General features: G+C 70.8%; 22 protein-coding genes and 1 pseudogene. 14 read left to right on the forward strand and 9 right to left on the reverse strand.

From position 1 onward, the window contains the following. Positions 1-48: 48 nt before the first annotated feature. The 4 genes from ACN6LM_RS31125 to ACN6LM_RS31140 form a co-directional block, all read right to left on the reverse strand. A complete protein-coding gene (locus ACN6LM_RS31125; protein ID WP_164400390.1) occupies positions 49-423 on the reverse strand; it encodes a hypothetical protein in 375 nt (124 codons plus the stop codon). 81 nt (positions 424-504) lie between these two features. Continuing rightward, entirely contained in the window at positions 505-960 is a 456-nt protein-coding gene (locus ACN6LM_RS31130) for a roadblock/LC7 domain-containing protein (RefSeq protein ID WP_073968520.1), read from the reverse strand. A 38-nt stretch (positions 961-998) separates the two neighbouring features. Further along, positions 999-1,790 (reverse strand): transcriptional regulator, encoded by a 792-nt coding sequence (locus ACN6LM_RS31135; RefSeq protein ID WP_445068760.1) that lies wholly within the window; start codon positions 1,788-1,790, stop codon positions 999-1,001. Then, entirely contained in the window at positions 1,787-2,194 is a 408-nt protein-coding gene (locus ACN6LM_RS31140) for a hypothetical protein (RefSeq protein WP_445068761.1), read from the reverse strand. The genes ACN6LM_RS31135 and ACN6LM_RS31140 overlap by 4 nt, the downstream gene beginning before the upstream one ends. A gap of 233 nt (positions 2,195-2,427) precedes the next feature. On the opposite strand from ACN6LM_RS31140, the gene hutU reads away from it, so the two are divergent. The 4 genes from hutU to hutI are packed head-to-tail and all read left to right on the forward strand — an operon-like array spanning position 2,428 to position 7,926. Further along, positions 2,428-4,086, forward strand: coding sequence for a urocanate hydratase (gene hutU, locus ACN6LM_RS31145; RefSeq protein ID WP_445068762.1), 1,659 nt, complete (start codon positions 2,428-2,430; stop codon positions 4,084-4,086). Positions 4,087-4,112: 26 nt separating this feature from the next. After that, on the forward strand, positions 4,113-5,324 hold the full coding sequence (locus ACN6LM_RS31150; RefSeq protein ID WP_445068776.1) for an allantoate amidohydrolase: 1,212 nt from the start codon (positions 4,113-4,115) through the stop codon (positions 5,322-5,324). Next, entirely contained in the window at positions 5,315-6,700 is a 1,386-nt protein-coding gene (locus ACN6LM_RS31155) for a formimidoylglutamate deiminase (protein ID WP_445068763.1), read from the forward strand. Before ACN6LM_RS31150 ends, ACN6LM_RS31155 begins: the two co-directional genes overlap by 10 nt. A gap of 53 nt (positions 6,701-6,753) precedes the next feature. Beyond that, complete coding sequence (gene hutI, locus ACN6LM_RS31160) at positions 6,754-7,926, forward strand: imidazolonepropionase (RefSeq protein ID WP_445068764.1); 1,173 nt, start codon at positions 6,754-6,756, stop codon at positions 7,924-7,926. A 94-nt stretch (positions 7,927-8,020) separates the two neighbouring features. Here the strand turns inward: hutI and ACN6LM_RS31165 are convergent, their stop codons facing one another. Next, a complete protein-coding gene (locus ACN6LM_RS31165) occupies positions 8,021-8,917 on the reverse strand; it encodes an RNA polymerase sigma factor SigF (RefSeq protein WP_328900482.1) in 897 nt (298 codons plus the stop codon). Between the two features lie 286 nt (positions 8,918-9,203). Between ACN6LM_RS31165 and ACN6LM_RS31170 the strand changes: the two genes are divergently transcribed. Together ACN6LM_RS31170 and ACN6LM_RS31175 are read left to right on the forward strand one after the other, a co-directional pair. Beyond that, the gene (locus ACN6LM_RS31170; protein WP_445068765.1) at positions 9,204-9,572 is read left to right on the forward strand and encodes an STAS domain-containing protein; all 369 of its coding nucleotides are present in this window, start codon (positions 9,204-9,206) and stop codon (positions 9,570-9,572) included. 244 nt (positions 9,573-9,816) lie between these two features. Next, entirely contained in the window at positions 9,817-10,326 is a 510-nt protein-coding gene (locus tag ACN6LM_RS31175) for an ATP-binding protein (RefSeq protein WP_445068766.1), read from the forward strand. A gap of 89 nt (positions 10,327-10,415) precedes the next feature. Here the strand turns inward: ACN6LM_RS31175 and ACN6LM_RS31180 are convergent, their stop codons facing one another. Next, positions 10,416-11,912, reverse strand: coding sequence for a peptide MFS transporter (locus ACN6LM_RS31180; protein WP_445068767.1), 1,497 nt, complete (start codon positions 11,910-11,912; stop codon positions 10,416-10,418). Positions 11,913-12,336: 424 nt separating this feature from the next. Between ACN6LM_RS31180 and ACN6LM_RS31185 the strand changes: the two genes are divergently transcribed. Further along, positions 12,337-13,014, forward strand: coding sequence for a response regulator transcription factor (locus ACN6LM_RS31185; protein WP_018524728.1), 678 nt, complete (start codon positions 12,337-12,339; stop codon positions 13,012-13,014). 54 nt (positions 13,015-13,068) lie between these two features. Further along, positions 13,069-14,334, forward strand: a complete 1,266-nt coding sequence (locus ACN6LM_RS31190) for an ATP-binding protein (RefSeq protein WP_445068768.1) — start codon at positions 13,069-13,071, stop codon at positions 14,332-14,334. A gap of 8 nt (positions 14,335-14,342) precedes the next feature. Here the strand turns inward: ACN6LM_RS31190 and ACN6LM_RS31195 are convergent, their stop codons facing one another. After that, positions 14,343-14,879, reverse strand: a complete 537-nt coding sequence (locus ACN6LM_RS31195) for a GtrA family protein (RefSeq protein ID WP_445068769.1) — start codon at positions 14,877-14,879, stop codon at positions 14,343-14,345. A 158-nt stretch (positions 14,880-15,037) separates the two neighbouring features. Here ACN6LM_RS31195 and ACN6LM_RS31200 point away from each other — a divergent pair, with 158 nt between their 5' ends. From ACN6LM_RS31200 to ACN6LM_RS31210, 3 genes are read left to right on the forward strand one after another with little or no spacing between them, the layout of a single operon-like run. Further along, complete coding sequence (locus ACN6LM_RS31200; protein WP_445068770.1) at positions 15,038-16,177, forward strand: 5-(carboxyamino)imidazole ribonucleotide synthase; 1,140 nt, start codon at positions 15,038-15,040, stop codon at positions 16,175-16,177. Continuing rightward, positions 16,174-16,713 (forward strand): 5-(carboxyamino)imidazole ribonucleotide mutase, encoded by a 540-nt coding sequence (purE, locus tag ACN6LM_RS31205; protein WP_445068771.1) that lies wholly within the window; start codon positions 16,174-16,176, stop codon positions 16,711-16,713. Before ACN6LM_RS31200 ends, purE begins: the two co-directional genes overlap by 4 nt. 5 nt (positions 16,714-16,718) lie before the next feature. After that, positions 16,719-17,915 (forward strand): dipeptidase, encoded by a 1,197-nt coding sequence (locus ACN6LM_RS31210; protein ID WP_445068772.1) that lies wholly within the window; start codon positions 16,719-16,721, stop codon positions 17,913-17,915. A gap of 27 nt (positions 17,916-17,942) precedes the next feature. Here ACN6LM_RS31210 and ACN6LM_RS31215 read toward each other — a convergent pair whose 3' ends face one another. Then, positions 17,943-18,302, reverse strand: coding sequence for a VOC family protein (locus ACN6LM_RS31215; protein ID WP_445068773.1), 360 nt, complete (start codon positions 18,300-18,302; stop codon positions 17,943-17,945). 103 nt (positions 18,303-18,405) lie between these two features. Between ACN6LM_RS31215 and ACN6LM_RS31220 the strand changes: the two genes are divergently transcribed. Next, on the forward strand, positions 18,406-18,915 hold the full coding sequence (locus tag ACN6LM_RS31220; RefSeq protein WP_445068774.1) for a CGNR zinc finger domain-containing protein: 510 nt from the start codon (positions 18,406-18,408) through the stop codon (positions 18,913-18,915). Between the two features lie 13 nt (positions 18,916-18,928). On the opposite strand, the gene ACN6LM_RS31225 is transcribed toward ACN6LM_RS31220, so the two are convergent. Beyond that, the gene (locus ACN6LM_RS31225) at positions 18,929-20,272 is read right to left on the reverse strand and encodes a UDP-glucose dehydrogenase family protein (RefSeq protein WP_445068775.1); all 1,344 of its coding nucleotides are present in this window, start codon (positions 20,270-20,272) and stop codon (positions 18,929-18,931) included. A 175-nt stretch (positions 20,273-20,447) separates the two neighbouring features. Between ACN6LM_RS31225 and ACN6LM_RS31230 the strand changes: the two genes are divergently transcribed. Both ACN6LM_RS31230 and ACN6LM_RS31235 read left to right on the forward strand, forming a co-directional pair. Continuing rightward, positions 20,448-21,605 (forward strand): acyl-CoA dehydrogenase family protein, encoded by a 1,158-nt coding sequence (locus ACN6LM_RS31230; RefSeq protein WP_018524719.1) that lies wholly within the window; start codon positions 20,448-20,450, stop codon positions 21,603-21,605. Positions 21,606-22,514: 909 nt separating this feature from the next. Next, positions 22,515-23,317: pseudogene (locus ACN6LM_RS31235) on the forward strand (IS5 family transposase). The last annotated feature ends 1,836 nt before the right edge of the window (positions 23,318-25,153 follow it).

Raw genomic sequence — 25,153 nt, forward strand, 5'->3', positions numbered from 1 at the left:
CCCCCCCCCCCCCCCCCCCCCCCCCCCCCCGGCGGCGGAGCCGCTCCCTCAGACCTCCAGGTCCGCCTCGATCTTCTTCAGCTGGTGGCGGGCCATCGCCAGGTTCGCCCGGCCGGCGTCGAGGACCAGGTAGAGGAACAGGCCGTTGTTGCCGCGGGTCTTGAGGAGGCGGATCAGGTGGTACTGGGTGCCCAGGGTGATGAGGATGTCCTCGATCTCGTCCTTGATGCCCAGGTGCTCCATGGTGCGGAGCTTGGCGCGTACGACGTCGGTGTTGCCGGCCGCCGCGACCTCCAGGTTGAAGTCCTTGCCGCCGCCGAGCGTGCCCAGCGCCATACCGCTCGTGTAGTCGACGAGGGCGACACCGGTGGTGCCCTCGATGGACGACATCGCTTCCTTCAGTGACGCTTCGGTGTTCGCCATGAGTGGTGCTCCCTTTCTCTGACCGGCCACTGCGGCCGGTTCCGTTGCGTGGTGCGGGTGGTGCGAGAGACATCAGTGGGCTCAGGTAGGGCGTTGCGGGAGGGCGCCCGGCTGCTGCGGGGCGCGCGGCGCGGGGGCCGGCTGCGGGGCCCGGGCCAGGGCGCGGTCGATCAGTTCGCCGATGCGGGAGCCGGCCCGGCGGCCCTCCAGATGGAGGCGGCCGACGTTGATCCGGTCCTCGGCGAGCAGGGTCAGGACGGCCTGGGACCCTGCCGCGTACGTCGCGATGTAGCCGGCCTCGCCGCGCACGAGGAGTTCGCGGAAGCCGTTGCGCCCGGTCGCCTCGGTCATCCGGATCGCGACGCCGAGCGCGGCGGCGGTGAGCGCGGCGACCCCCTCGGCCTCGACGCCCGGGGTGTCGTGCGCCAGGACGAGCCCGTCGGTGCTGGCCGCCAGGGCGCCGGAGAGGAGCGGGACCCGTGCCCGTAACCGCTGGAGCTCGGCGAGGACGTCCTGCGCTTCGGCTTCGGGCACCATCAGCTGTCTCCTTCCGGCACGCTGTCTGAGCGCGCGTATCACAGGGCCTCCAATGCGTCTCGGAGCCGGCGCAGCAGGGCGACATCGGGGTCGGCCGTGACCTCGGGAAACGCGAGCCGGCCCGGGTCCGGGGCGCCCGGGGCCGCCGGCGGGACCGGCTCGACCAGACCGGCCGCCGCGAGCCGCCGCAGGTCGACCAGGACGTGGAACGCGGACCTGCCGAGCTCCTGCGCGATGCCGGTGGCCGTACGCACCCCGTCCACGCGCTCCAGCACGCGGCGCCGTCCCACCGGCACGGGCGCGTCGGACGGCCGGCCCGCCCGCGTCAGCGGGGCCGTGTCCACCGCGGCGTCCGGCCAGATCCGGTCCAGCAGTTCGCGGCGCCGCAGGGTCTCGCGCTGCACCGCGTCCACCGGGACGGGCCGCACGGGGCCGATCCAGTGCGCGACCCCGTACCGGAAGCGCGCGGGCGTCCGGGTCGGCGCGAGGGCGAAGAACGCCGCGTCGTACAGGGCGCCCAGGTGGCACAGCTCCAGCGCGCCGCCCGGCACCCGGCCGCTGTCCACGAGATGCCGGCCGACCCGCTGCCCGGCCCCCGCCTCCGCCACCGCGTCCCACCAGCCCTCGCGGCGCAGCGCACCGCCCCGGGTCAGCAGGACGTCGATCCCGGGCGTCGCGGGGGATTCGGCGTGGACGACCTTGCCGTCGGCGAGGTACAGCGTGCCCCGGTCGCGCATCAGGGCGCCGGTGGCCCGTTCGGCGGCGAGGCGCTGGAGCATCGGGGAGAGCACGGGGGCGGCGGTCTCGTCCGCGAGGGCGGCGGCGGTCATGCGAGGACCAGCCGCTCGGCGATCTCGCCGAGGCGTATCCGGGCGAGCGCGAGGTTGCCCTCGGCGCGGTCCAGCCACAGGTGGAGGAAGACGCTGCTGTCGAAGTCCGTCTCCACGAACCGGAGGATGTGGTACCCGGCGCGGGTGGTGACGATGACGTCCTCGACCGGGGGAGCGCTCCCGGCCGCGCCCGCCGCCGGCTCCGGCGACCCGAGGGCGAAGGCGGGCTGCTCGGCAGCCATCCGCGCCACCTCGGCCGTCTCCGCCGCGGTGGCCTCGTGGTCGCCGTTGGGCGAGTCGCCCACCGTGCCGAGGGCGAGACCGCTCGTCCAGTCGACAACGGCGGCGCCCCTGGCACCGGGCAGTCTCATGACGTCGAGCAGGCACTCGTCGATTCCGGGCACGCGAATTCCCCTCCGACACGGCGTTCGGCTGTGACCCAGAGGTTACGCATCGTGCTCTCTCCCGGTGGAGGTTCTGGCATTTTCCATCGGTACATGCGGGTGGTTGGTGGAGAATGCCCCGCCGCGCGCGGCTTCTGACGTGCCCGTGCCCCCGGCGGCCCCGCCTGTTGACTGGACGTATTCAGCCACTCAAGATGTGAATAGAAAAATCACAGTCGCGAGGAGGCACCGCCATGTCAGGACCCCGCCCCGTACGGGCGCCGCGCGGTACGGAACTGACCGCCCTGGGATGGCAGCAGGAAGCCGCCCTGCGGATGCTCCAGAACAACCTCGACCCCGAGGTCGCCGAGCACCCCGACAAGCTCGTCGTCTACGGCGGCACCGGCAAGGCGGCCCGCGACTGGCGCTCGTTCGACGCGATGGTCCGTACGCTGCGCACGCTCAAGCAGGACGAGACGATGCTCGTCCAGTCCGGGCGGCCGGTCGGCGTCATGCAGACGCACGAGTGGGCGCCGCGCGTCCTGATCGCCAACTCCAACCTGGTCGGCGACTGGGCGAACTGGGAGGAGTTCCGCCGCCTGGAGGCGCTCGGGCTCACCATGTACGGCCAGATGACCGCCGGTTCCTGGATCTACATCGGCACCCAGGGCATCCTCCAGGGAACCTACGAGACCTTCGCCGCCGTCGCCGCGAAGAAGTTCGGCGGGACGCTGGCCGGCACGATCACCCTGACCGCCGGACTCGGCGGCATGGGCGGCGCCCAGCCGCTCGCCGTGACCATGAACGACGGCGTCGCGATCTGCGTCGACTGCGACCCGCGCGCCATCGAGCGCCGCATCGAGCACCGCTACCTGGACGTGCGCGCCGACTCCCTGGAGCACGCGCTCCAGCTCGCCGTCGAGGCCCGGGACGCCCGCCGCCCGCTCTCCATCGGCCTCCTGGGCAACGCGGCGGAGCTGCTGCCCCGGATGCTCGCCGAGGGTGCCCCCATCGACATCGTCACCGACCAGACCAGCGCCCACGACCCGCTGGCCTACCTGCCGGTCGGCGTCGACTTCGACGACATGGCCGCGTACGCCGCCGAGAAGCCTGCCGACTTCACCACCCGGGCCCGCGAGTCGATGGCCCGGCACGTCGAGGCGATGGTCGGCTTCATGGACGCCGGCGCCGAGGTCTTCGACTACGGCAACTCCATCCGGGGCGAGGCGCAGCTCGCCGGGTACGCGCGCGCCTTCGACTTCCCCGGCTTCGTCCCCGCCTACATCCGGCCGCTGTTCTGCGAGGGGAAGGGACCGTTCCGCTGGGCGGCCCTGTCCGGCGAGGCGTCCGACATCCACAAGACGGACAAGGCGCTGCTCGAACTCTTCCCGGAGAACGAGTCCCTGCACCGCTGGATCAGGATGGCCGGTGAGCGCGTCCACTTCCAGGGCCTGCCCGCCCGCATCTGCTGGCTCGGCTACGGCGAGCGCGACCGGGCCGGCGAGCGCTTCAACGACATGGTGGCGAGCGGCGAACTCGCGGCTCCGCTGGCGATCGGGCGCGACCACCTGGACTGCGGGTCCGTGGCCTCCCCGTACCGCGAGACCGAGGCCATGCTCGACGGCTCCGACGCGATCGCGGACTGGCCGCTGCTGAACGCCATGGTCAACGTGGCGTCGGGCGCCTCCTGGGTCTCCCTGCACCACGGCGGCGGCGTCGGCATGGGCCGGTCCATCCACGCCGGGCAGGTGACCGTCGCGGACGGCACGGAGCTGGCCGGCGAGAAGATCCGGCGGGTGCTGACGAACGACCCGGGCATGGGCGTGATCCGGCACGTGGACGCGGGCTACGACATCGCGGAGTCGGTCGCGGAGGACAAGGGCGTGCGCGTACCGATGCGGGAGGACGCGTGACGCGCTCGCAGCCCGGCTTCCAGACCATGTGGGCCGAGCTGGCCCCCATCGGGCGGCACGCCGGCAGCGGGGGATACCGGCGGTACGCCTGGACCGGGGCCGACGCCGAGTGCCGGGCGTGGTTCCGGGCGCAGGCCGAGGCGCGAGGGCTGACGGTCGAGACCGACCGGAACGGCAACCAGTGGGCCTGGCTCGGGGACCCGCTCGCCGGGGACGCCGTCGTCACCGGCTCGCACCTCGACTCGGTGCCCGACGGCGGCGCCTTCGACGGGCCGCTCGGCATCGTCTCCTCGTTCGCCGCGCTCGATGAACTCCGCCACAGGGGAGTGGAGTTCACCAAGCCACTGGCCATCGCCAACTTCGGCGACGAGGAGGGCGCCCGGTTCGGCCTCGCCTGCGTAGGCTCCCGGCTCGCCGCCGGACAGCTGACCGTCGAGGCCGCGCACCGGCTGCGCGACGCGGACGGCGTCACCCTCCCGCAGGCCATGGCCGCCGCCGGACACGACCCCGACGCCATCGGCCCCGACCCCGAACGGCTCGCCCGGATCGGCGCGTTCGTGGAGCTCCACGTCGAGCAGGGCCGCGCCCTCGACCTCACCGGCGACCCCGTCGGCATCGCCTCCGCGATCTGGCCGCACGGGCGCTGGCGGTTCGACTTCCGGGGCGAGGCCAACCACGCGGGCACCACCCGGCTCGCCGACCGCCGGGACCCGATGCTCACGTACGCCGAGACCGTCATCGCCGCCCGGCGGGAAGCGGAACTCGCGGGCGCCCTCGCCACCTTCGGCAAGGTCGCCGTCGAGCCCAACGGGGTCAACGCGATCCCCTCCCTCGTGCGCGGCTGGCTCGACTCGCGCGCCGCCGACCAGGACACCCTGGACACCGTCGTCGCCGCCGTCGAGCGCGCCGCCCGGGAGCACGCGGAGCGGGCCGGCATCGACCTCGACGTCGTCCGCGAGTCGTTCACGCCCGTGGTCGAGTTCCGGCACGCCCTGCGCGACGAGCTGGCCACCCTGCTCAAGGGCTCCGCCCGCGGCACCGGCCGCCCGGTCCCCGTGCTCGGCACCGGCGCCGGGCACGACGCGGGTATTTTGTCCGCTTCGGTCCCGACCGCCATGCTGTTCGTACGGAACCCGACCGGGATCTCGCACTCGCCGGCCGAACACGCCGCCGAGGACGACTGCGCGGCCGGGGTCACCGCACTCGCCGACGTACTGGAAGGTCTCGCGTGCCGCTGACCACGGAGGCGACGGGCACACCCGTCACCGAGACGTACTGGCTGTCCCACGCCTGGCTCGGCACCCATGTCGAGCCGGGCGTCGCCCTGGACGTGTCCGACGGGCGGATCGCCCGCGTACGCACCGGAGTGGACGCCGCGCCGCCCGGCGCCACCGCGCTGCGCGGGCTCACCCTGCCCGGCCTGGCCAACACCCATTCGCACGCCTTCCACCGCGCCCTGCGCTCCACCGTCCAGGTCGGCTCGGGCACCTTCTGGACCTGGCGCGAGACCATGTACCAGGTCGCGTCCCGGCTCACGCCCGACACCTACTACGCGCTCGCCCGCGCCGTGTACGCGGAGATGGCGCTCGCGGGCATCACCGCGGTCGGCGAATTCCACTATCTGCACCACGCGCCCGGCGGCACGCCCTACGACAACCCGAACGCCATGGGCGAGGCCCTGATCGCGGCCGCCCGCGCGGCCGGTATCCGGATCACCCTGCTCGACACCGCCTACCTGTCGGCCGGATTCGGCTCCGGGCCCGACGACTACCGCGAACCCGACCGGCACCAGGCCCGCTTCAGCGACGGCACCGCCGACGCCTGGGCCGAGCGCGCCGCCCTCCTCAAGGGCGACGACCACACGGTCATCGGCGCGGCCGTCCACTCCGTACGGGCGGTCCCGGCCGGGCAGCTCGCCACCGTCGCCCGCTGGGCCGAGGAGCGGCAGGCCCCCCTGCACGTCCACCTCTCCGAGCAGACCGCCGAGAACGACGCCTGCCTCGCCGCCCACGGACGCACCCCGGCCCGGCTCCTCGCCGACCACGGCGTCCTCGGACCCCGCACCACCGGCGTCCACAACACGCACCTCACCGACGAGGACATCGCCCTCATCGGCTCCACCGCCACCGGCACCTGCATGTGCCCGACCACCGAACGGGACCTCGCCGACGGCATCGGCCCCGCGGCAGCCCTCCAGCACGCCGGCTCCCCGCTCTCGCTCGGCAGCGACAGCCACGCGGTGATCGACCTCTTCGAGGAGGCCCGCGCGATGGAGCTCGACGAGCGGCTGCGCACCCGCAGGCGCGGCCACTGGACGGCCGCCGCCCTGCTGCGCGCCGCCTCCGCCGACGGCCACGCCGCGCTCGGCCGGCCCGGAGCGGGCGTCCTCGAACCGGGCGCACCCGCCGACCTGGTGACCGTCGCGCTCGACTCCGTCAGGACGGCGGGACCGGTGCCACGACTGGCAGCGGAGACCGCCGTATTCGCCGCCTCCGCGGCCGACGTCCGCCACACCGTGGTGGCGGGGCGCCACCTCGTACGCGACGGGCGGCACACGCTGGTGGACGACGTCCCCCAGGCGCTCGCGCAGGCCATCGGCGCCCTGCGTCCCTGAGCAGCAGCCCGGCGACCTTCCCCGGCTCCCACCGCAAGGAGAGCAGTCCCCCGATGACGACGACCGCCATCACCCACATCTCCGCACTGGTCACCAACGACCCCTCCCTCGGCGACGAGTCCCCCCTCGGACTGATCCGGGACGCGGCCGTCGTCATCGAGGGCGACCGCGTCGTATGGACCGGTGCATCCAGCGAAGCACCCGCCACTGACAACGCCGTCGACGCGGGCGGCCGGGCCGTGATTCCCGGCTTCGTCGACTCCCACTCCCACCTGGTCTTCGCGGGCGACCGGACCCAGGAGTTCAACGCCCGGATGTCCGGCCGCCCCTACAGCGCGGGCGGCATCCGCACCACCGTCGCCGCCACCCGCGCCGCCACCGACGAACAGCTCTCCGCCAACGTCGCCCGCTACCTCGCCGAGGCGCTGCGCCAGGGCACCACCACCTTCGAGACCAAGTCCGGCTACGGCCTCACGGTCGAGGACGAGGCCCGCGCCCTGCGTGTCGCCGCCCGCCACACCGACGAGGTCACCTTCCTCGGCGCCCACATCGTCTCCCCGGACTACGCCGACGACCCGGCCGGATACGTGGACCTGGTCACCGGGCCGATGCTCGACGCCTGCGCCCCGTACGCCCGCTGGATCGACGTCTTCTGCGAGCGCGGCGCCTTCGACGGCGACCAGGCGCGGGCGATCCTCACCGCGGGCCGCGCCCGGGGACTGCACCCCCGGGTCCACGCCAACCAGCTCGGCCACGGCCCCGGTGTCCAGCTGGCCGTGGAACTCGACGCCGCCTCCGCCGACCACTGCACCCATCTCACCGACGCGGACGTCGACGCCCTGGCCCAGTCGGACACCGTCGCGACGCTGCTGCCCGGCGCCGAGTTCTCCACCCGCGCCGCCTGGCCGGACGCCCGCCGGCTGCTCGACGCGGGCGCCACCGTCGCCCTGTCCACGGACTGCAACCCCGGCTCCTCGTTCACCTCGTCCCTGCCGTTCTGCGTGGCCCTCGCCGTGCGGGACATGGGCATGACCCCGGACGAGGCCGTCTGGTCGGCCACGGCGGGCGGTGCGGCGGCGCTGCGGCGCGACGACATCGGCCGGCTCGCCCCGGGCGCCCGTGCCGACCTGGTGATCCTGGACGCGCCCAGCCACGTCCACCTCGCCTACCGGCCGGGCGTGCCGCTCGTGCACGAGGTGTGGCGCGCCGGCGCACGCGTGGTCTGACCCCGGGCTCGGGCACGGCCCCGGAACGCGGAAGGACCTGCCCCGTCCGGGGCAGGTCCTTTCCGGCGTTCCGCGCGCACGGCGCGGGGACGGCTCACTCGTCCAGCGTCAGACCCTTGCGGAGCTTGACCAGGGTGCGCGAGAGCAGTCTCGACACGTGCATCTGGGAGATGCCCAGCTCCTCGCCGATCTCCGACTGCGTCATGTTGGCGACGAACCGGAGCGAGAGGATCTTGCGGTCGCGGCCCGGCAGCGAGGCGATGAGCGGCTTCAGGGACTCGACGTACTCGATGCCTTCGAGCCCGTGGTCCTCGTAGCCGATCCGGTCGGCCAGCGCGCCCTCGTGCTCGTCCTCCTCGGGCTTGGCGTCGAGCGAGCTCGCGGTGTACGCGTTGCTCGCGGCCATGCCCTCCACGACCTCGTCACGGGTGAGGCCGAGGCGGTCGGCGAGCTCGCCCACGGTGGGCGCCCGGTCGAGCTGCTGGGCGAGCTCGTCGCCCGCCTTGGCCAGGTCGAGCCGCAGCTCCTGCAGGCGGCGCGGGACGCGCACGGACCAGCTGGTGTCGCGGAAGAAGCGCTTGATCTCGCCGACGATGGTCGGCATCGCGAAGGTCGGGAACTCGACGCCCCGGCTGAGCTCGAAGCGGTCGATCGCCTTGATCAGGCCGATCGTGCCGACCTGGACGATGTCCTCCATCGGCTCGCTCCGGGAGCGGAAGCGGGAGGCGGCGAACTTGACCAGGGCCAGGTTCAGCTCGACGAGGGTGTTGCGTACGTAGGAGTACTCCGGCGTGCCCTCTTCGAGGGTCTCCAGCCGGGTGAAGAGCGTCTTCGACAGGGCCCTGGCGTCCAGCGCCCCCACCTCGGTGTAGGGCGGGATCTCGGGAAGGCCCTCAAGTCCGTCGAGCGCTTCGGTGTGTGATTCGGTCAGTCCCTGAGGACATGCCGACGGCGCGTTGTGGGTACGCGGTACGTCGAGCCGGGGTGACATGGGTCTCCTCCATCGTTCTCGGCATATGGCTGCCGATGCCCATACGTGTTCCTGCGGTGAAGCGGCGCCTCCGAAGCCGGTCGCGTTTTTTGGGGTCCCTCTACCCTTACCTGCTTGCCATGACTCGGTACAACCTCCAATTGCCCTTGTATGTCCGGTTTGTTGAGGTCTCTGGCTACCGCCCGGGCGAGGGAACGCGTACTGTTCCGAGAACATCAGTGACAGCTGTGCACGCATCCGCAGGTGCGGGGATGCGGACAGTGACGAGCGGTGAAGAGGGACGGGCATGGACCGCGGGACGGTCGGCAGTACGAACCGGGGTCGGCTTCAGGTCGAGGTCCGGACCGAGGGGCGCAGCGAGGTGGTGACGCCCGTGGGTGAGCTCGATCACCACACGGCGGATCTGCTCCGCGAGCCGCTGGAGAGCGCGGTCGAACAGGGGCGTGCGCGCCTGGTGGTCGACTGCTCGCGACTCGACTTCTGTGATTCCACCGGGCTGAATGTGCTGCTCGGTGCCCGCCTCAAGGCGGAGGAAGCCGGGGGAGGGGTTCATTTGGCCGCGATGCAGCCCGTGGTGGCCCGGGTCTTCGAGATCACGGGGGCCGAGGCGGTATTCACCGTCCACGCCTCCCTCGCCGAGGCCCTGGAGACCTGACCGGGCCGCGCCCCGGCCCGCCCGGCCGCCTCGCCCGTCGCGTGAGTTACGCGATCCGCGTAGCGGTAACGGGTGTCGTCGCGGTTCGGCCGGGCAGGAGATCTTCCGGCGAGCCCGGGCTGCCTGGCTCTCCGCGCCGGTGCGGTTCCTGTATCAGTGTCCGTATCGGTATTCGTAGTCGTATCTGTTCAATGGTTCGTATCTGTCCAATGGCGACATGGTGAATCGGTGAGGTGAAGCGCTGATGAGCACCACCCGGCAGCATCCGCCGGGCGACCTCGGCCGCGAGCCGGAGGGCGCGGGCGTTTCCTCCGCCGAGCCCGTCCGGCCGACGGAGGCCCCCGAGCGGCAGTGGCGCACGCTGTCGTTGCGGGAGGCCACCGGCATTGTGCCGACGGCCCGTGATTTCGCTCGCGAGGCGCTCCACGACTGGGGCTGGCTCCCCGCGTCCAGCGCCGACCGTCGCGCCGCCGCGGAGGACGTCCTGCTGGTCGTCTCCGAGCTGGTCACCAACGCGTGCCTGCACGCGGGCGGCCCCGACGAGCTCCGGATCGCCCGCAGTGCCAAGGCGCTCCGCGTGGAGGTCGCCGACGGCGGTGCGGGCCAGCCCTCGCCGCGTACGCCGCACCGGGCCGGGCGCCCCGGCGGCCACGGCATGTTCATCGTGCAGCGGCTCTGCCTGGACTGGGGAGTCGTACGGGTGCCGGGCGAGCCCGGCAAGACCGTGTGGGCGGAGCTGGCCGCCCCGGCGTAGCAGGAGCACTCCCCAGGCGTACGGAAGGGGCCCCGCACCGGCGAACCGGTGCGGGGCCCCTTCCCCGTTCTCCCGTACGGGCTGCGGAATCAGTGCACGTCGCCCATGTGCTGGGAGACCTTCTTGCGGTACATCCAGATACCCACACCCGCGATGACCGCGAGGACCGCCTCCAAGGCGACCGCTCCCGTGGTGTCCAGGTCGACCCCGATCGCCGGGGCCGTCAGCAGACCGGTCAGGGAGTCGCCCGCGGTGACCGCGAGGAACCACACGCCCATCATCTGCGAGCTGTACTTCGCCGGGGCCATCTTGGTGGTCACCGACAGGCCGACCGGCGAGAGGCACAGCTCCGCGACGGTCTGGATGAAGTAGATCGCCACCAGCCACATCGGGCTGACCCGGCCGCCGTTGTCGGCGGTGTCGATCAGCGGGATCAGGAAGACGACGAAGGAGATGCCGATCAGCACGAGGCTGGAGGCGAACTTGACGGCGGTGCTCGGCTCCTTGCCGCGCCTGTTCAGCCACAGCCAGCCCGAGGCGACCACGGGGGCGATCGCCATGATGAAGATCGGGTTCAGCGACTGGTACCAGGACGTCGGGAAGTCGAAGCCCAGCAGGTGGTTCGTGGTCGAGTTCTCGCCGAAGATCGACAGGGTCGAGCCGTTCTGGTCGTAGATCATCCAGAAGACGGCGGCGACCACGAAGAACCAGATGTAGCCCGACAGCTTGGACTGCTCGGTCGTCGTCAGCTCCTTGTCGCGCTTCATGCGCGCCAGGACCGCGACGGGGATGACCAGGCCGGCGATGCTCAGCGGCACCGTGGACCAGTCGGCGAAGTTGCCGGTGACGGCCATCAGGCCGTAGACGACGGCCGCGACGATCAGCCAGATCAGGCCCTTGCGCAGGGCGGACTGCTTCTCCTGCACGGTGGCGGGCGTCGACACGATGTCGCTCTGCGGGCTCAGGTGGCGGGTGCCGAGCATGAACTGGGCCAGGCCCAGGGCCATGCCGAGCGCCGCGAGCGCGAAGCCGAAGTGCCAGTTGACGTTCTCGCCGACGGTGCCGATGGTCAGCGGGGCGAGGAAGGCGCCCACGTTGATGCCGATGTAGAAGAGCGTGAAGCCACCGTCGCGGCGCGGGTCCTCCGGGCCGTCGTAGAGGTGGCCGACCATCGTGGAGATGTTCGCCTTCAGCAGCCCGGAACCGAGCGCCACGAGCACCAGGCCCGCGAAGAAGGTCACCGAGTTCGGCACGGCGAGCGTGATGTGGCCGAGGATGACGACGGCGCCACCGATGGCGACCGTCTTGCGCGGCCCCCAGAAGCGGTCGGCCATCCAGCCGCCGGGCATGGCGAGCAGGTAGACCATCGCCATGTAGACCGAGTAGATCGCCGTGGCCGTGGTGGCGTTCATGTGCATGCCGCCGGGCGCGATCAGATACAGCGGGAGCAGCGCCTTCATGCCGTAGAAGCTGTAACGCTCCCACATCTCGGTCATGAAGAGCGTGGCCAGGCCCCGGGGGTGGCCGAAGAAGGTCTTCTCGCCACCAGCGGTGCTCGACGGGTCCTTCGTCAGGCTGGACGCCATGATCGATCCTTGTGTGCTCGGGACGCGGCGCCTCGACGAAGCGGGTACGCGCCCGGTGGGGGGAGGCCGGCACCGCCGCGGGCACGCCCTCCGCGACGGGATCCACACCCGGAGCGCCTTCATCGGCGGTCCGGGCCCGGCCCACAGGTCATTCACTGAAACTTCCGGGCCGGCGGGTACCGGCCCCGCACACAAAAGAGACCCTTGGCGCTCAGAGCTGCCCAAAGGTCCTTGAGTAGTGCAATAGGCGTTGAGACACCATACGACACGACAGAGCCCGATATGGAAGGACTTGAGAGATGGATCACAGGCCCAGGTGCAACCACACTCGCATATTCGAAGGTCCTCCCGGTAACGGCGCCCAGTCCCGCAGGGCTCTCCCATCGCCTCCCGAGCCGTCCGCCGCGCGGACTACCATCAGTGCATGACCCGTGTACTGCTCGCCGAGGACGACGCATCCATCTCGGAGCCGCTGGCCCGCGCCCTGCGGCGGGAGGGTTACGAGGTCGAGGTGCGGGAAGACGGACCGACCGCGCTCGACGCCGGACTCCAGGGCGGCATCGACCTGGTCGTGCTCGACCTGGGGCTGCCCGGCATGGACGGCCTCGAAGTCGCCCGCCGGCTGCGTGCCGAGGGTCACACCGTGCCGGTCCTCGTCCTGACCGCCCGCGCGGACGAGGTGGACACGGTCGTCGGGCTCGACGCCGGCGCCGACGACTACGTCACCAAGCCCTTCCGCCTCGCCGAGCTCCTCGCCCGGGTCCGGGCCCTGCTGCGGCGCGGCGCCACCGAGCCCGCCCCCCAGCCCGCCACGCACGGCGTCCGCATCGACGTCGAATCGCACCGGGCCTGGATGGGCGACGAGGAATTGCAGCTCACCGCGAAGGAGTTCGACCTCCTGCGGGTCCTCGTCCGGGACGCGGGCCGGGTCGTCACCCGCGACCAGCTGATGCGCGAGGTCTGGGACACCACGTGGTGGTCGTCCACCAAGACGCTCGACATGCACATCTCCTGGCTCCGCAAGAAGCTCGGCGACGACGCGGCCAACCCGCGCTACATCGCCACGGTCCGGGGCGTCGGCTTCCGCTTCGAGAAGAGCTAGGGCCTGTAGCGTCCCTGCTGTCCGACCCGAGCCGACCGACGTACAGAAGCAGGCATGCGCCGACGACTGATCAACTCGACCCTCGCCGTCGTGCTCGTGGTGATCGCCGTCTTCGGCGTCTCCCTCGTCATCGTCGAGACCCGCACCATCAGCAGCAGCGCCCAGGAGAGTGTCGACTCCGAGGCGCTGCGGCTGATCAGCGTCATCGAGAGCCGGCTCCTGGGCTCCGAGCGGATCAACCCCGGGGTGCTGGCCGAGCAGATCGACGACAAGCGCTACGCCCTCGTCAAGATGCCCGGCCGCGCCCCCATCGAGGTCGGCGAGCGCCCCGGCGGCAGGGTGATCACCGCCACGGAGACGGGCGAGCACGGTGAGAGGGTCACCGTCGAGGAGTCCCGCTCCGCCGTCACCCGCGAGGTCGGCCGCACGCTGATGATCATCGGCGCGGTGGCGCTGCTGGCCATCGTCTCCGCCGTCCTCCTCGCCGTACGCCAGGCGAACAAGCTCGCCTCGCCGCTCACCGATCTCGCGGAGACCGCCGAACGCCTGGGCTCCGGAGACCCCCGCCCGCGCCACAAGCGGTACGGGGTGCCCGAGCTGGACCGCGTCGCCGATGTCCTGGACTCCTCCGCCGAGCGCATCGCCCGGATGCTGACCGCCGAACGCCGGCTCGCCGCGGACGCCTCCCACCAGCTGCGTACGCCGCTCACGGCCCTGTCCATGCGGATCGAGGAGATCTCGCTGACCGACGACCCGGAGACCGTGAAGGAGGAGGCGCACATCGCCCTCGCCCAGGTCGAACGGCTCACGGACGTGGTGGAGCGGCTGCTGACCAATGCCCGGGACCCCCGGACCGGCTCGGCGGTCGTCTTCGACCTGGACGAGGTCGTCAAGCAGCAGATCGAGGAGTGGCGGCCGGCCTACCGGGGCGAGGGGCGCGCCATCGTCTGCTCCGGCAAGCACGGGCTGAGCGCCGTCGGCACCCCGGGCGCGGTCGCCCAGGTCCTGGCCGCGCTGATCGAGAACTCCCTGATGCACGGCGGCGGTACGGTCGCGCTGCGCACGAGGGTCACCGGCAACCAGGCGGTCATCGAGGTCACGGACGAGGGCCCCGGGGTCCCCGCGGACCTGGGCGCCCGGATCTTCGAGCGCACCATCAGCGGCCGCAACTCCACGGGCATCGGCCTGGCGGTCGCCCGCGACCTCGCCGAGGCGGACGGCGGCCGCCTGGAACTCCTCCAGCAGCAGCCCCCGGTCTTCGCCCTCTTCCTGAGCCGCATGGCCCAGAACAGAACGGAACCGGAACGCCCGGTGCGGTGACGGAGCTGCTACCGGCGAGCCGAGTCCGCCTCGCCCCGCACCGCGGGCACCCGCACCGCCGGCGCCGGCACGGTCACGAGGGCCTCTTTGTCGGCAACGCCCTCCGAAGGCGCGGGAAGCGTCTTGAAGACCCACGTCCGGTACGACCAGAAGCGGAACAGCGTCGCGACGCCGATCCCGACGATCTTGAAGACGTTGCTCTGGACCGGGGTGTCCCAGCCGAACCCGTACGTCGCCACGTACAGCACGCCGGTCTCGATCACCGCGCCCGCCGCGCTGAACAGCAGGAACAGTGTCAGCTCACGGGTGCGGCCGGTCTTGTCCCGGTCGCGGTACGTCCAGTGGCGGAAGCCCACGTAGTTGCAGAGGATCGCGACGAACGTGGCGAGCAGCCCGGCCCGCACGGTGGGGATCTCCGTATAGCGCCACAGCAGGTTGGACACGGCGATGTTCACGACCAGGCCGATCACGCCGACCACGCCGAACTTGGCGACCTCCCGGGCCAGCAGCTCCAGCCGGGCCCGCAGTGCGCCTCGCTCGCTCATGTGATCGCTCAGTCCGTCCGTAGGTACCGCGCCATGTTCCGTCAACCCGGCCATGCTAACCAGGACGCCCGCCGGACGCCTGTGCGTACCGGGAAGCGTGCGGCGGGCCCGGCCCCCCGCCCACGGCCGCGGGCGGGCGGTGCGGATACCCTGGGAGCGTGACGTTCCCGGTAGTCGGCATGGTCGGTGGCGGTCAGCTCGCCCGTATGACCCACGAGGCGGGCATCCCCCTCGGCATCAAGTTCAAGCTCCTCAGCGACACCGCTCAGGACTCCGCGGCCCAGGTGGCGGGCGAGGTCGTCGTGGGCGACTATCGCGACCTGGAGACGCTGAGGGCCTTCGCGCGCGGCTGTGACGTGATCACCTTCGATCACGAGCACGTGCCCACCGAGCACCTGCGGGCCCTGGAGGCGGACGGCATCCCCGTGCGCCCCGGCCCCGACGCTCTGGTGCACGCCCAGGACAAGGGGGTGATGCGCGCGAAGCTCACCGAGATCGGCGCGCCCTGCCCCCGCCACCGCATCGTGAAGGACCCGGCCGACGCCGCGGCCTTCGCCGAGGAGGCGGGAGGTTTCCCGGTCATCCTCAAGACCGTGCGCGGCGGCTACGACGGCAAGGGCGTGTGGGTGGTCCGCTCCGAGGCGGACGCGGCCGAGCCGTTCCGGGCCGGTGTCCCGGTCCTCGCCGAGGAGAAGGTCGACTTCGTACGCGAGCTGGCGGCGAACATCGTGCGCTCGCCGCACGGCCAGGCCGTCGCCTACCCGGTGGTCGAGTCCGTCCAGGTCGACGGCGTCTGCGACACGGTGATCGCCCCGGCGCCCGAGCTGGACGAGGCGCTGGCGGGCGAGGCCCAGCAGCTCGCGCTGCGCATCGCCTCCGAGCTGGGCGTCGTCGGGCACCTCGCGGTCGAGCTGTTCGAGACCCGCGACGGCCGCATCCTGGTCAACGAGCTGGCGATGCGCCCGCACAACTCCGGGCACTGGACCATGGACGGCGCGATCACCTCGCAGTTCGCCAACCACGTCCGGGCGGTCCTCGACCTCCCCCTCGGAGACCCGCGCCCCCGCGCCCCCTGGACGGTCATGTGCAACGTCCTCGGCGGCGACTACCCGGACATGTACCAGGGCTACCTGCACTGCATGGCGCGCGACCCGCAGCTCAAGATCCACATGTACGGCAAGGACGTGAAGCCCGGCCGCAAGGTCGGACACGTCAACACCTACGGCGACGATCTGGCGGACGTGCGCGAGCGCGCCCGGCACGCGGCCGACTACCTGCGAGGAACGATCACCGAATGACTTCCCCCGCCTCCGCCGCACCGGTCGTCGGCATCGTCATGGGCTCGGACTCCGACTGGCCCGTCATGGAAGCGGCGGCCAAGGCCCTCGACGAGTTCGAGATCCCGTACGAGGTCGACGTCGTCTCCGCCCACCGCATGCCCCGCGAGATGATCGCGTACGGCGAGAACGCGGCGGGCCGCGGCCTCAAGGCGATCATCGCGGGCGCGGGCGGCGCCGCCCACCTGCCCGGCATGCTCGCCTCGGTCACCCCGCTGCCCGTCATCGGCGTACCGGTCCCGCTGAAGTACCTGGACGGCATGGACAGCCTCATGTCCATCGTCCAGATGCCCGCCGGCATCCCCGTCGCCACGGTCTCCATCGCCGGCGCGCGCAACGCCGGACTGCTGGCCGTCCGCGTCCTGGCCGCGGCCGACCCCGAGCTGCAGCACCGGATGACGGACTTCCTGGGCGACCTGAACGACCAGGCGACCGAGAAGGGCAAGCGGCTGCGCCAGAAGGCGGCGGGCGCGGAGTCCTTCGGCTTCGGAAAGTAGGCACCATGACGGACCGACTGGACCGGGCCCGGGAGCTCCTCGCCGAGTACCCGGTGGTCGATGGACACAACGACCTGCCGTGGGCCCTGCGCGAGCAGGTCGGCTACGACCTGGCCGTACGCGACATCGCCACCGACCAGTCGGCCCACCTGCACACCGACATCCCCCGGCTCCGCGCCGGGGGCGTCGGCGCCCAGTTCTGGTCCGTCTACGTGCGTTCCGACCTCGCGGGCGACGCCGCCGTCAGCGCCACCCTGGAACAGATCGACGTCGTCGCCGAGCTCCTGGAGCGCTACCCGGCCGACCTCCGCCGCGCCCTGACGGCCGACGACATGGAGGCCGCCCGCGCCGAGGGCCGGATCGCCTCCCTGATGGGCGCCGAGGGCGGCCACTCCATCGACAACTCGCTGGGCACCCTGCGCGGCCTGCACGCCCTGGGCGTCCGCTACATGACGCTCACCCACAACGACAACATCGCCTGGGCGGACTCCGCGACCGACGAGCCCGGGGTGGGCGGCCTCTCGCCGTTCGGCCACGAGGTCGTCCGCGAGATGAACCGCACCGGCATGCTGGTCGACCTCTCGCACGTCGCGGCGACGACCATGCGGGACGCGCTCGCCACCTCCGTCGCGCCGGTGATGTTCTCGCACTCCTCCGCGCGCGCCGTCTGCGACCACCCGCGCAACATCCCCGACGACGTCCTCGCCCAGCTCCCGGCCAACGGCGGCATCGCCATGGCCACCTTCGTACCGAAGTTCGTCCTGCCCGAGGCCGTCGCCTGGACGCGGGCGGCCGACGAGAACCTGCGCGCGCACGGGCTGCACCACCTGGACACCACCGAGCGCGCGATGAAGCTGCACGCCGCGTTCGAGGCGGCGCACCCCCGCCCGGCCGCGACCGTCGCCACCATCGCCGACCACCTCGACCACATGCGCGAGGTCGCGGGCGTCGACCACATCGGCATCGGCGGCGACTACGACGGCACCGCCTTCCTGCCGCAGGGCCTGGAGAGCGTCGCCGGCTACCCGAACCTGATCGCGGAGCTGCTGCGCCGGGGCTGGTCCGCCGCCGACCTGGCCAAGCTCACCTGGCAGAACGCCGTACGGGTGCTGCGCGCCGCCGAGGACGTGGCGCGGGACCTGCGCACCCGGCGCGGCCCGTCGCACGCCACGATCGAGGAGCTGGACGCCCCGGCGGCCTGAGCCGACGGGGCACCCTCGCGGTCCTCTTCAGCAGGCGCAGAGACAGAACGGGTGCCCCGCCGGGTCGGCGTACACCCGGAAGGTGCGCTCCCGGTCGTCCGCCTCCAGCACCGTCGCCCCCAGCGCCAGCACCTCCCGCTCCGCCGCGTCCAGGTCGGACACGGTCAGGTCCAGGTGGAACTGCTGCGAGGCGTCGGCGCCCGGCCACTTCGGCGGTACGAAGCCGGGCGCGGCCTGGAAGGCGAGCGGGGCGCCCGCACCTCCCTTGAGGTCCACCCAGTCCTCCTGCTGTTCCACCTCGCCGCCGATCAGCGCCGCGTAGAAGTGCGCCAGGGCGACGGGGTCGGGGCAGTCCAGGACGACGGCACCCACTGCGGCCAGAGCCATGTTGCTTCCTCCTCGGGCAGACTACGGACAGGCGGTTACCGCTTGATGCGCTCAAGCGGTAACCGTGACTGCATGCTCCCGCATAGGGGGTAACGTCGCAACCATGAATGAGAGGGATTCCGCGCCCGGCGGACTCGCGCTGATCGAAGCGCTGGTCAACAGCCTGAACGTCGAGACCGGCGCGGACAGCCTCGACACGGCGGAGGGGCGCGCCGCCTTCGGCCTGGCGGAGACGGACGTACCGGCAGGCCGCGTGCTGCGCGAGGCCCTGCGCGCGGCGTGCCTGGTGCACGCGGGCCACCGACCGGACGACGACCCGCTGTCCCTGCTGGACCGGCTGCTCGCCGAGGCGCCGCTGCGGGTCGCCGTGGACGCGGCGGGCGGGGCGGCGCTCCGCCCGGTGGAGGATCCGCCCGGGCTGACCGCGCGGATCGCCGTCGCCGTCGCCGCCGCGTCGGCCGACGGGACCTGGGCCAGGCTCAAGGCGTGCGAGGCGGCGGACTGCCGCTGGGCCTACTACGACCGCAGCCCGGCGGGCCGCCGCCGCTGGTGCTCGATGTCGGTGTGCGGCGCCCGCGCCAAGATGCGTGCGTACCGCGCGAGGCGCGGCTGAGAAGGGGGGCGGGTCAGGCGGTCGGGCGGCCCATCGCGCGGAAGGTCCAGCCGGCCTCGCGCCACACGGCCGGGTCGAGCGCGTTGCGCCCGTCGAGGATGATCCGGTGGCCGGCGACCGCGCCCAGCGCCTCCGCGTCCAGCTCGCGGAATTCGCGCCACTCCGTCAGGTGCAGCACGACGTCCGCCCCGCGCACCGCGTCGAGCGCGCTCTCCGCGTAACCGAGGGTGGGGAAGAGGCGGCGGGCGTTCTCCATGCCCTTCGGGTCGAAGACGGTGACCTGGCCGCCCTGGAGGTGGATCTGGCCGGCCACGTTGAGCGCCGGGGAGTCGCGTACGTCGTCCGAGTCTGGCTTGAAGGTGGCGCCCAGCACGGCGACCCGCTTGCCGAGGAAGGAGGTACCGCCCACGGCCTCCCGGGCCAGCTCGACCATGTGGCCCCGGCGGCGCATGTTGATCGAGTCGACCTCGCGCAGGAACGTCAGCGCCTGGTCGACGCCCAGCTCACCGGCGCGGGCCATGAACGCCCGGATGTCCTTGGGCAGGCAGCCGCCGCCGAAGCCGATACCGGCCCGCAGGAACTTCTTGCCGATGCGCTCGTCGTGGCCGATGGCCTCGGCCAGCTTCGCCACGTCGCCGCCGGCGGCCTCGCAGATCTCGGCCATGGCGTTGATGAACGAGATCTTGGTGGCCAGGAAGGAGTTCGCGGCCGTCTTCACCAGTTCGGCGGTCGGGTAGTCCGTCACGACGAACGGGGAGCCCTCGGCGACCGGGACGGCGTACACCTCGCGCAGCAGCTTCTCGGCCCGCTCGCCCGTCACGCCGACGACGATCCGGTCCGGGTGCAGGGTGTCGTCCACCGCGAAGCCCTCGCGCAGGAACTCCGGGTTCCACGCCAGCTCGGCGTCGGCGCCCACGGGGGCCAGCTCCGCGAGGCGGGCGGCGAGGCGGGCGGCGGAGCCGACCGGCACGGTGGACTTGCCGACGACGAGGGCGGGGCGGGTCAGGAGCGGGGCCAGCGAGTCGAAGGCGCTCTCGACGTAGGTCATGTCACAGGCGTACTCGCCGTGCTTCTGCGGGGTGTTGGTGCAGACGAAGTGCACATCGCCGAACTCGGCGACCTCCTCCCAGGAGGTGGTGAACCGCAGCCGCCCGGTGGAGCCCTCGATGCCCGCGACGTGCCGCTGGAGCATCTCCTCCAGGCCCGGCTCGTACATCGGTACCCGGCCGGCGGACAGCATCTCGATCTTCTCGGGGACGACGTCGAGCCCCAGGACCTCGAAGCCGAGCTCCGCCATGGCCGCTGCGTGCGTGGCGCCCAGATAGCCGGTGCCGATCACGGTGATCCTGAGGGCCATGAAGTGCTCCTGTGAGGTGCGGACGGAGATGCGGTGAATGAGCATAGTCCCGCCCGGGAAACCTCCCATTTCCGGCTGTCGCGCAGCTCACGGCCCGAGCGCGTATGCCGGGGAGGGGCCGAACGCATAAAATTAGGTTACTTAACGGTAGTTAGCACCCTGGGGAGTGAGCGTCTTGGCGGGTTCGACCGATTTCGACCTGTACCGTCCGGCGGAGGAGCACGAGATGCTCCGTGAGACGGTGCGTGCGCTCGCCGAGGCGAAGATCGCCCCGTTCGCGGCCGCGGTCGACGAGGAGGCCCGCTTCCCGCAGGAGGCGCTGGACGCCCTCACCGCCGCCGATCTGCACGCGGTCCACGTACCCGAGGAGTACGGAGGCGCCGGCGCCGACGCGCTCGCCACGGTCATCGTGATCGAGGAGGTGGCCCGCGCCTGCGTGTCCTCCTCCCTGATCCCGGCCGTCAACAAGCTCGGCTCCCTCCCGGTCGTCCTCTCCGGCAGCGAGGCCCTGAAGAAGAAGTACCTGGGCCCGCTGGCCAAGGGCGACGGCATGTTCTCGTACTGCCTCTCCGAGCCGGACGCGGGCTCCGACGCGGCGGGCATGAAGACCCGCGCCGTGCGCGACGGCGACTTCTGGGTCCTCAACGGCGTGAAGCGCTGGATCACCAACGCGGGCGTCTCCGAGTACTACACGGTCATGGCCGTCACGGACCCGGAGAAGCGCTCCAAGGGCATCTCGGCGTTCGTCGTGGAGAAGTCCGACGAGGGCGTCTCCTTCGGCGCCCCCGAGAAGAAGCTCGGCATCAAGGGCTCCCCGACCCGCGAGGTCTACTTCGACAACGTCCGCATCCCCGCCGACCGCATGATCGGCGAGGAGGGCACCGGTTTCGCCACCGCGATGAAGACCCTGGACCACACCCGCATCACGATCGCGGCCCAGGCCCTCGGCGTCGCCCAGGGCGCGCTGGACTACGCCAAGGGGTACGTCCAGGAGCGCAAGCAGTTCGGGAAGCCGATCGCGGACTTCCAGGGCGTCCAGTTCATGCTCGCCGACATGGCCATGAAGCTGGAGGCCGCCCGGCAGCTCACGTACTCGGCCGCCGCCAAGTCCGAGCGCGTCGACGCCGACCTCACGTTCTTCGGCGCCGCCGCCAAGTGCTTCGCGTCCGACGTAGCGATGGAGGTCACCACGGACGCGGTCCAGCTCCTCGGCGGCTACGGCTACACCCGTGACTACCCGGTCGAGCGCATGATGCGCGACGCGAAGATCACCCAGATCTACGAGGGCACGAACCAGGTCCAGCGCATCGTGATGGCGCGCAACCTGCCGTAACGGGGGTCCCCGCGGGACTTCTCGCAAACGGCACAGCCTGCAACCGCTTGAGTTCTACTGATCGTAGCAACACCCCAGGTCAGGGGATGCAATGGAGTTAGAGAATCAGGAGAACCGAGGGCGGCCGACCGGGAAGAGGATGGCTCGAGAGCGGGCCGCGTCACTTTAAAGGCACAGGGGCACGGCACGCGGGAAGCCACCCGGATGGCCGGCATCAAGCTGCGCGCTGGCGGGTCGTGGCGCGGCGGTTGGCACTCACCGCCGGGCGGTCGGAGGCAGCTTCCCATGCCGGTGCCGGGACAGACCTCCGGAACCAGCGTGGGAAGCCGCCTCGCATCTCGTTCTGGCACGTTCAGAAGCCCGCCCGCATCCACATAGCCGACCCTGCGAAAGACGGCGCGTCCGTCAGCTCGCCGCCGGGCTGGGCCGCAGCACCTCCACCACCAACTGGGAGATTCGCTGCCGAAGCTGTCGGCCGGGCCGACCTGGGACCAGGAAACGGAGGTAGCCGCCCATCGGGCGTTCACCGTCGCCGCCGAAAGCCCATTTGGTTCTGCGGCCCTGCCTGCTTCAGGCAGGGAGGCCCCAACGAGAGCACCAAGGGTTTACTGCGGAAACACCTCTCAAAGGGAACCGGCCTGGCCTCGTCCACGCACTTCGGGCCCTGACGAGTGGGGACCCTTCTGAGCCGCCCGCCCGAACAACGCAGCAGCGCACGGCGCGTGAACCCCCTTGAAGGCGGCAGGTATCACGTTAGGCGCCCCCTGATGTTGCCAGTGGCAGGGCGGGGCCTTCGAAGCGGATGTGGGAGAGCTGACGTTCGCCGCCCGCTAAGAGCTCGTAACACGATCTTGTGAATGATGGCTGGCAGGGCGTTACCGGTGTGATGATTCGGCCGTTCGTGAGGGTGTGGGTACTCAACCGTGGATCGTGGACGATGAGTTGTGGGCGCTGATCGAGCCGTTGCTGCCGCCATGGCCGGAGCGGTCGCCGAGGCCGGTGCCGGACCGACTCTGCCTCCAAGGCATCTTCTTCGTCCTCTACAACGACATAGCCTGGCAACTTCTGCCCCTGGAGCTGGGGTTCGGCTCGGGACGGACGTGCTGGCGCCGCCTGGACCGGTGGCAGCGGGCGGGGGTCTTCGACCAGTTGCATCGGGTCCTGCTCACGGAGCTGAACGCGGCCGGCGAACTCGACTGGTCACGTGCGTGCGTGGATGGGTCTCACATCCGCGCGAAAAAGGGGGCGCCGACACCGGTCCGTCGCCGGTCGACCGGCGGAAGACGGGCAGCAAACACCACCTGATCTGCGACGGACACGGCACCCCGCTCAAGGTCATCACCACCGCCGCCAACGTCAACGACGTCACCCAGACCCTCGCCCTGGTCGACAACATCCCACCCGTCGCAGGCCGACCCGGCCGGCCCCGCCGACGACCCGAAGCCCTGCTCGGCGACAAGGGCTACGGCTCCAACGCCCACCGCGACGAGCTTCGCCGCCGACGAATCCTGCCCGTCATCTCCCGCAAGGGATCACCGAACATCAAAGGCCTCGGCAAGCTGCGATACGTCGTGGAGCAGACGTTCGCTCTGCTCCACGCTTTCAAACGACTCGCCATCCGCTGAGAACGCCGCACCGAACTCCACGACGCCTTCGTCTCCCTCGCCTGCAGCCTCATCTGCTACCGACGCCTCAAGAAGACCCGACCATGATCGTGTTACAAGCTCAAAGGCGGGTCGAGACTCCTGTGCTAGAACTTTTCCGGCCAATCAGGTGGCCACGTCGTGTCCGTGTCGTCCTGGAGGCATGGAGCGGAGGAGCTGCCTGACCGATTTCGGGCGGTATGGATTTACTCGCCCACTCGGAGAGTGCAACTGGAGAGCGGTGTCTTGGTGAGGCCTGGGGCGCCTAGCAGGCCGGGTTCACTTGGTAGATTCGCCTGAGCGTGGGCGGCCGCTCCGGGCCACCGTTCCTGTTCATTATTCAAGGGCCAGCGGGCCGACTGCTCTCGATTCAGGCTGGTCCTTGAGCGCCCTCAATTCGTCCGGGGTGGGCCACGCGCGGCGCCTGGCACTTTGAGCCGCAACTCTTCGCCGACCCGCTGTCGAGCCCCTACGGCTGCATGAGCAGCCTCAGTGGCCGAAAATGGAAAAGGCCCAATGCTCACCCACCTGCCACATTGGAAGAAAGCGGGAAAATTCCGCCCAAAATTCTCCAGCGAGACTTGACTCAATCAGCCCGCACCGCAGTCATGTCCTGTTGCATCGGCATGCGCCACTTTTTCGATTAGCTATGTCGCGCATCGGTTCGCACGCCAATGCATGCTGACACTTGCGAAGCCCGCATATCTCCACATATGTGATGCCCCTCCAGTGTGGGCTATGCAAGCTGCAGAGAAAATGTTTTACTGGTCGCCTGCGGCCGAGGTCACCAGTCGGCAGCTATTGCTGATAATGAAGGGGAGTCATGCCAGGTAAAAGGAGAATTGCAGCACTGCTGGGGGCCGGTGCCCTCCTGGCAGGTATGAGTACGAGCGTCACTACGGGTACCGCCTACGCCGTCTCCGACTGTTCTTATATGTGGGGGGTCATTAATAACTCAAGCGGCCGTCTCGACGTTCTCGACAACTATCACCTAAAATCTGGACCTGCCTCAGCCTGCTCAAACGTAAGATCTGTCGACATAATCTACTCTTTCTACGCGTGGTGTTACGTGTACAATTCGTACCATAACAAGTGGGTTTATGGGCGAGTGCAGTCATCAGACGACATGGGCTGGATGTCCATGGATAACTTGCAGCTAGAAGAGGGTTCAATGAACCACTGCTGAATGGTCTGCCGACGGGCCGGCCAGGCTGCGCGTGCCGAGGCCCGTCCCCGCCCAGTGGGGCCTGCTACCGGTGTCGGCTGCCGTGGCTGATGGCGTGGATGGCCCAGGCGCTCCAGGCCGTCCACGCCGAAGACATCGTGCACCGGGACTTGAAGCCCGTCCGACGCACTGCTGGCCTCCGATCGGGCCGCGCATGATCGAATTCGGCATCGCGCCGACCGCCGGCGGAACTTCGTACACCGCGACGGGTCACCTGCCAGGCAACTCCTCGTGCATGGCCCGGGGGCAGGCGTCCGAGGCGCTGAAGACCACGTCGTAATCGGCGAGCTCTTCCTCGGCGGAATCGTCGGCTGCGGGTAAAGTTGCCGGTGCGCCGACTGAACCAATTTTTGTTCCCCTTGCTCGACAGTCGCAGACCGAGCCGTACGCCGGGCATGGTGAGCGAGGAGTGCTCGCTGAGCCTCGCGAATTCACGCAAGGCGGTGGACGGCAACGCGGGCGCCATCTGCTTCAGCTGCGAGTAGGTCGGTTGCGTACTAAAAAAGCGACACGCGCGGTTCATGCAGATGTCCCCGACCTCGCCATTTTCACGGGTGACCTGACGGTCTGGCGGGACGCGGGGTGTATTGACCCGCAGGGTTGTTGACGCGGGTGATTGGGGGCCGGCCTCCGAGTGCGGTGTGGCAGCGATGGTAGTTGTAGCTGTGCAGGAAGCCCTG

Source organism: Streptomyces sp. SAS_281, assembly GCF_052542855.1.

Coding starts and splice junctions, on each gene's coding strand:
- ACN6LM_RS31125 (WP_164400390.1), bottom strand. CDS start 423: ATGGCGAACACCGAAGCGTCACTGAAGGAAGCGATGTCGTCCATCGAG.
- ACN6LM_RS31130 (WP_073968520.1), bottom strand. CDS start 960: ATGGTGCCCGAAGCCGAAGCGCAGGACGTCCTCGCCGAGCTCCAGCGG.
- ACN6LM_RS31135 (WP_445068760.1), bottom strand. CDS start 1,790: ATGACCGCCGCCGCCCTCGCGGACGAGACCGCCGCCCCCGTGCTCTCC.
- hutU (WP_445068762.1), top strand. CDS start 2,428: ATGTCAGGACCCCGCCCCGTACGGGCGCCGCGCGGTACGGAACTGACC.
- ACN6LM_RS31150 (WP_445068776.1), top strand. CDS start 4,113: ATGTGGGCCGAGCTGGCCCCCATCGGGCGGCACGCCGGCAGCGGGGGA.
- hutI (WP_445068764.1), top strand. CDS start 6,754: ATGACGACGACCGCCATCACCCACATCTCCGCACTGGTCACCAACGAC.
- ACN6LM_RS31165 (WP_328900482.1), bottom strand. CDS start 8,917: ATGTCACCCCGGCTCGACGTACCGCGTACCCACAACGCGCCGTCGGCA.
- ACN6LM_RS31170 (WP_445068765.1), top strand. CDS start 9,204: ATGGACCGCGGGACGGTCGGCAGTACGAACCGGGGTCGGCTTCAGGTC.
- ACN6LM_RS31175 (WP_445068766.1), top strand. CDS start 9,817: ATGAGCACCACCCGGCAGCATCCGCCGGGCGACCTCGGCCGCGAGCCG.
- ACN6LM_RS31180 (WP_445068767.1), bottom strand. CDS start 11,912: ATGGCGTCCAGCCTGACGAAGGACCCGTCGAGCACCGCTGGTGGCGAG.
- ACN6LM_RS31185 (WP_018524728.1), top strand. CDS start 12,337: ATGACCCGTGTACTGCTCGCCGAGGACGACGCATCCATCTCGGAGCCG.
- ACN6LM_RS31190 (WP_445068768.1), top strand. CDS start 13,069: ATGCGCCGACGACTGATCAACTCGACCCTCGCCGTCGTGCTCGTGGTG.
- ACN6LM_RS31195 (WP_445068769.1), bottom strand. CDS start 14,879: ATGAGCGAGCGAGGCGCACTGCGGGCCCGGCTGGAGCTGCTGGCCCGG.
- purE (WP_445068771.1), top strand. CDS start 16,174: ATGACTTCCCCCGCCTCCGCCGCACCGGTCGTCGGCATCGTCATGGGC.
- ACN6LM_RS31210 (WP_445068772.1), top strand. CDS start 16,719: ATGACGGACCGACTGGACCGGGCCCGGGAGCTCCTCGCCGAGTACCCG.
- ACN6LM_RS31215 (WP_445068773.1), bottom strand. CDS start 18,302: ATGGCTCTGGCCGCAGTGGGTGCCGTCGTCCTGGACTGCCCCGACCCC.
- ACN6LM_RS31220 (WP_445068774.1), top strand. CDS start 18,406: ATGAATGAGAGGGATTCCGCGCCCGGCGGACTCGCGCTGATCGAAGCG.
- ACN6LM_RS31225 (WP_445068775.1), bottom strand. CDS start 20,272: ATGGCCCTCAGGATCACCGTGATCGGCACCGGCTATCTGGGCGCCACG.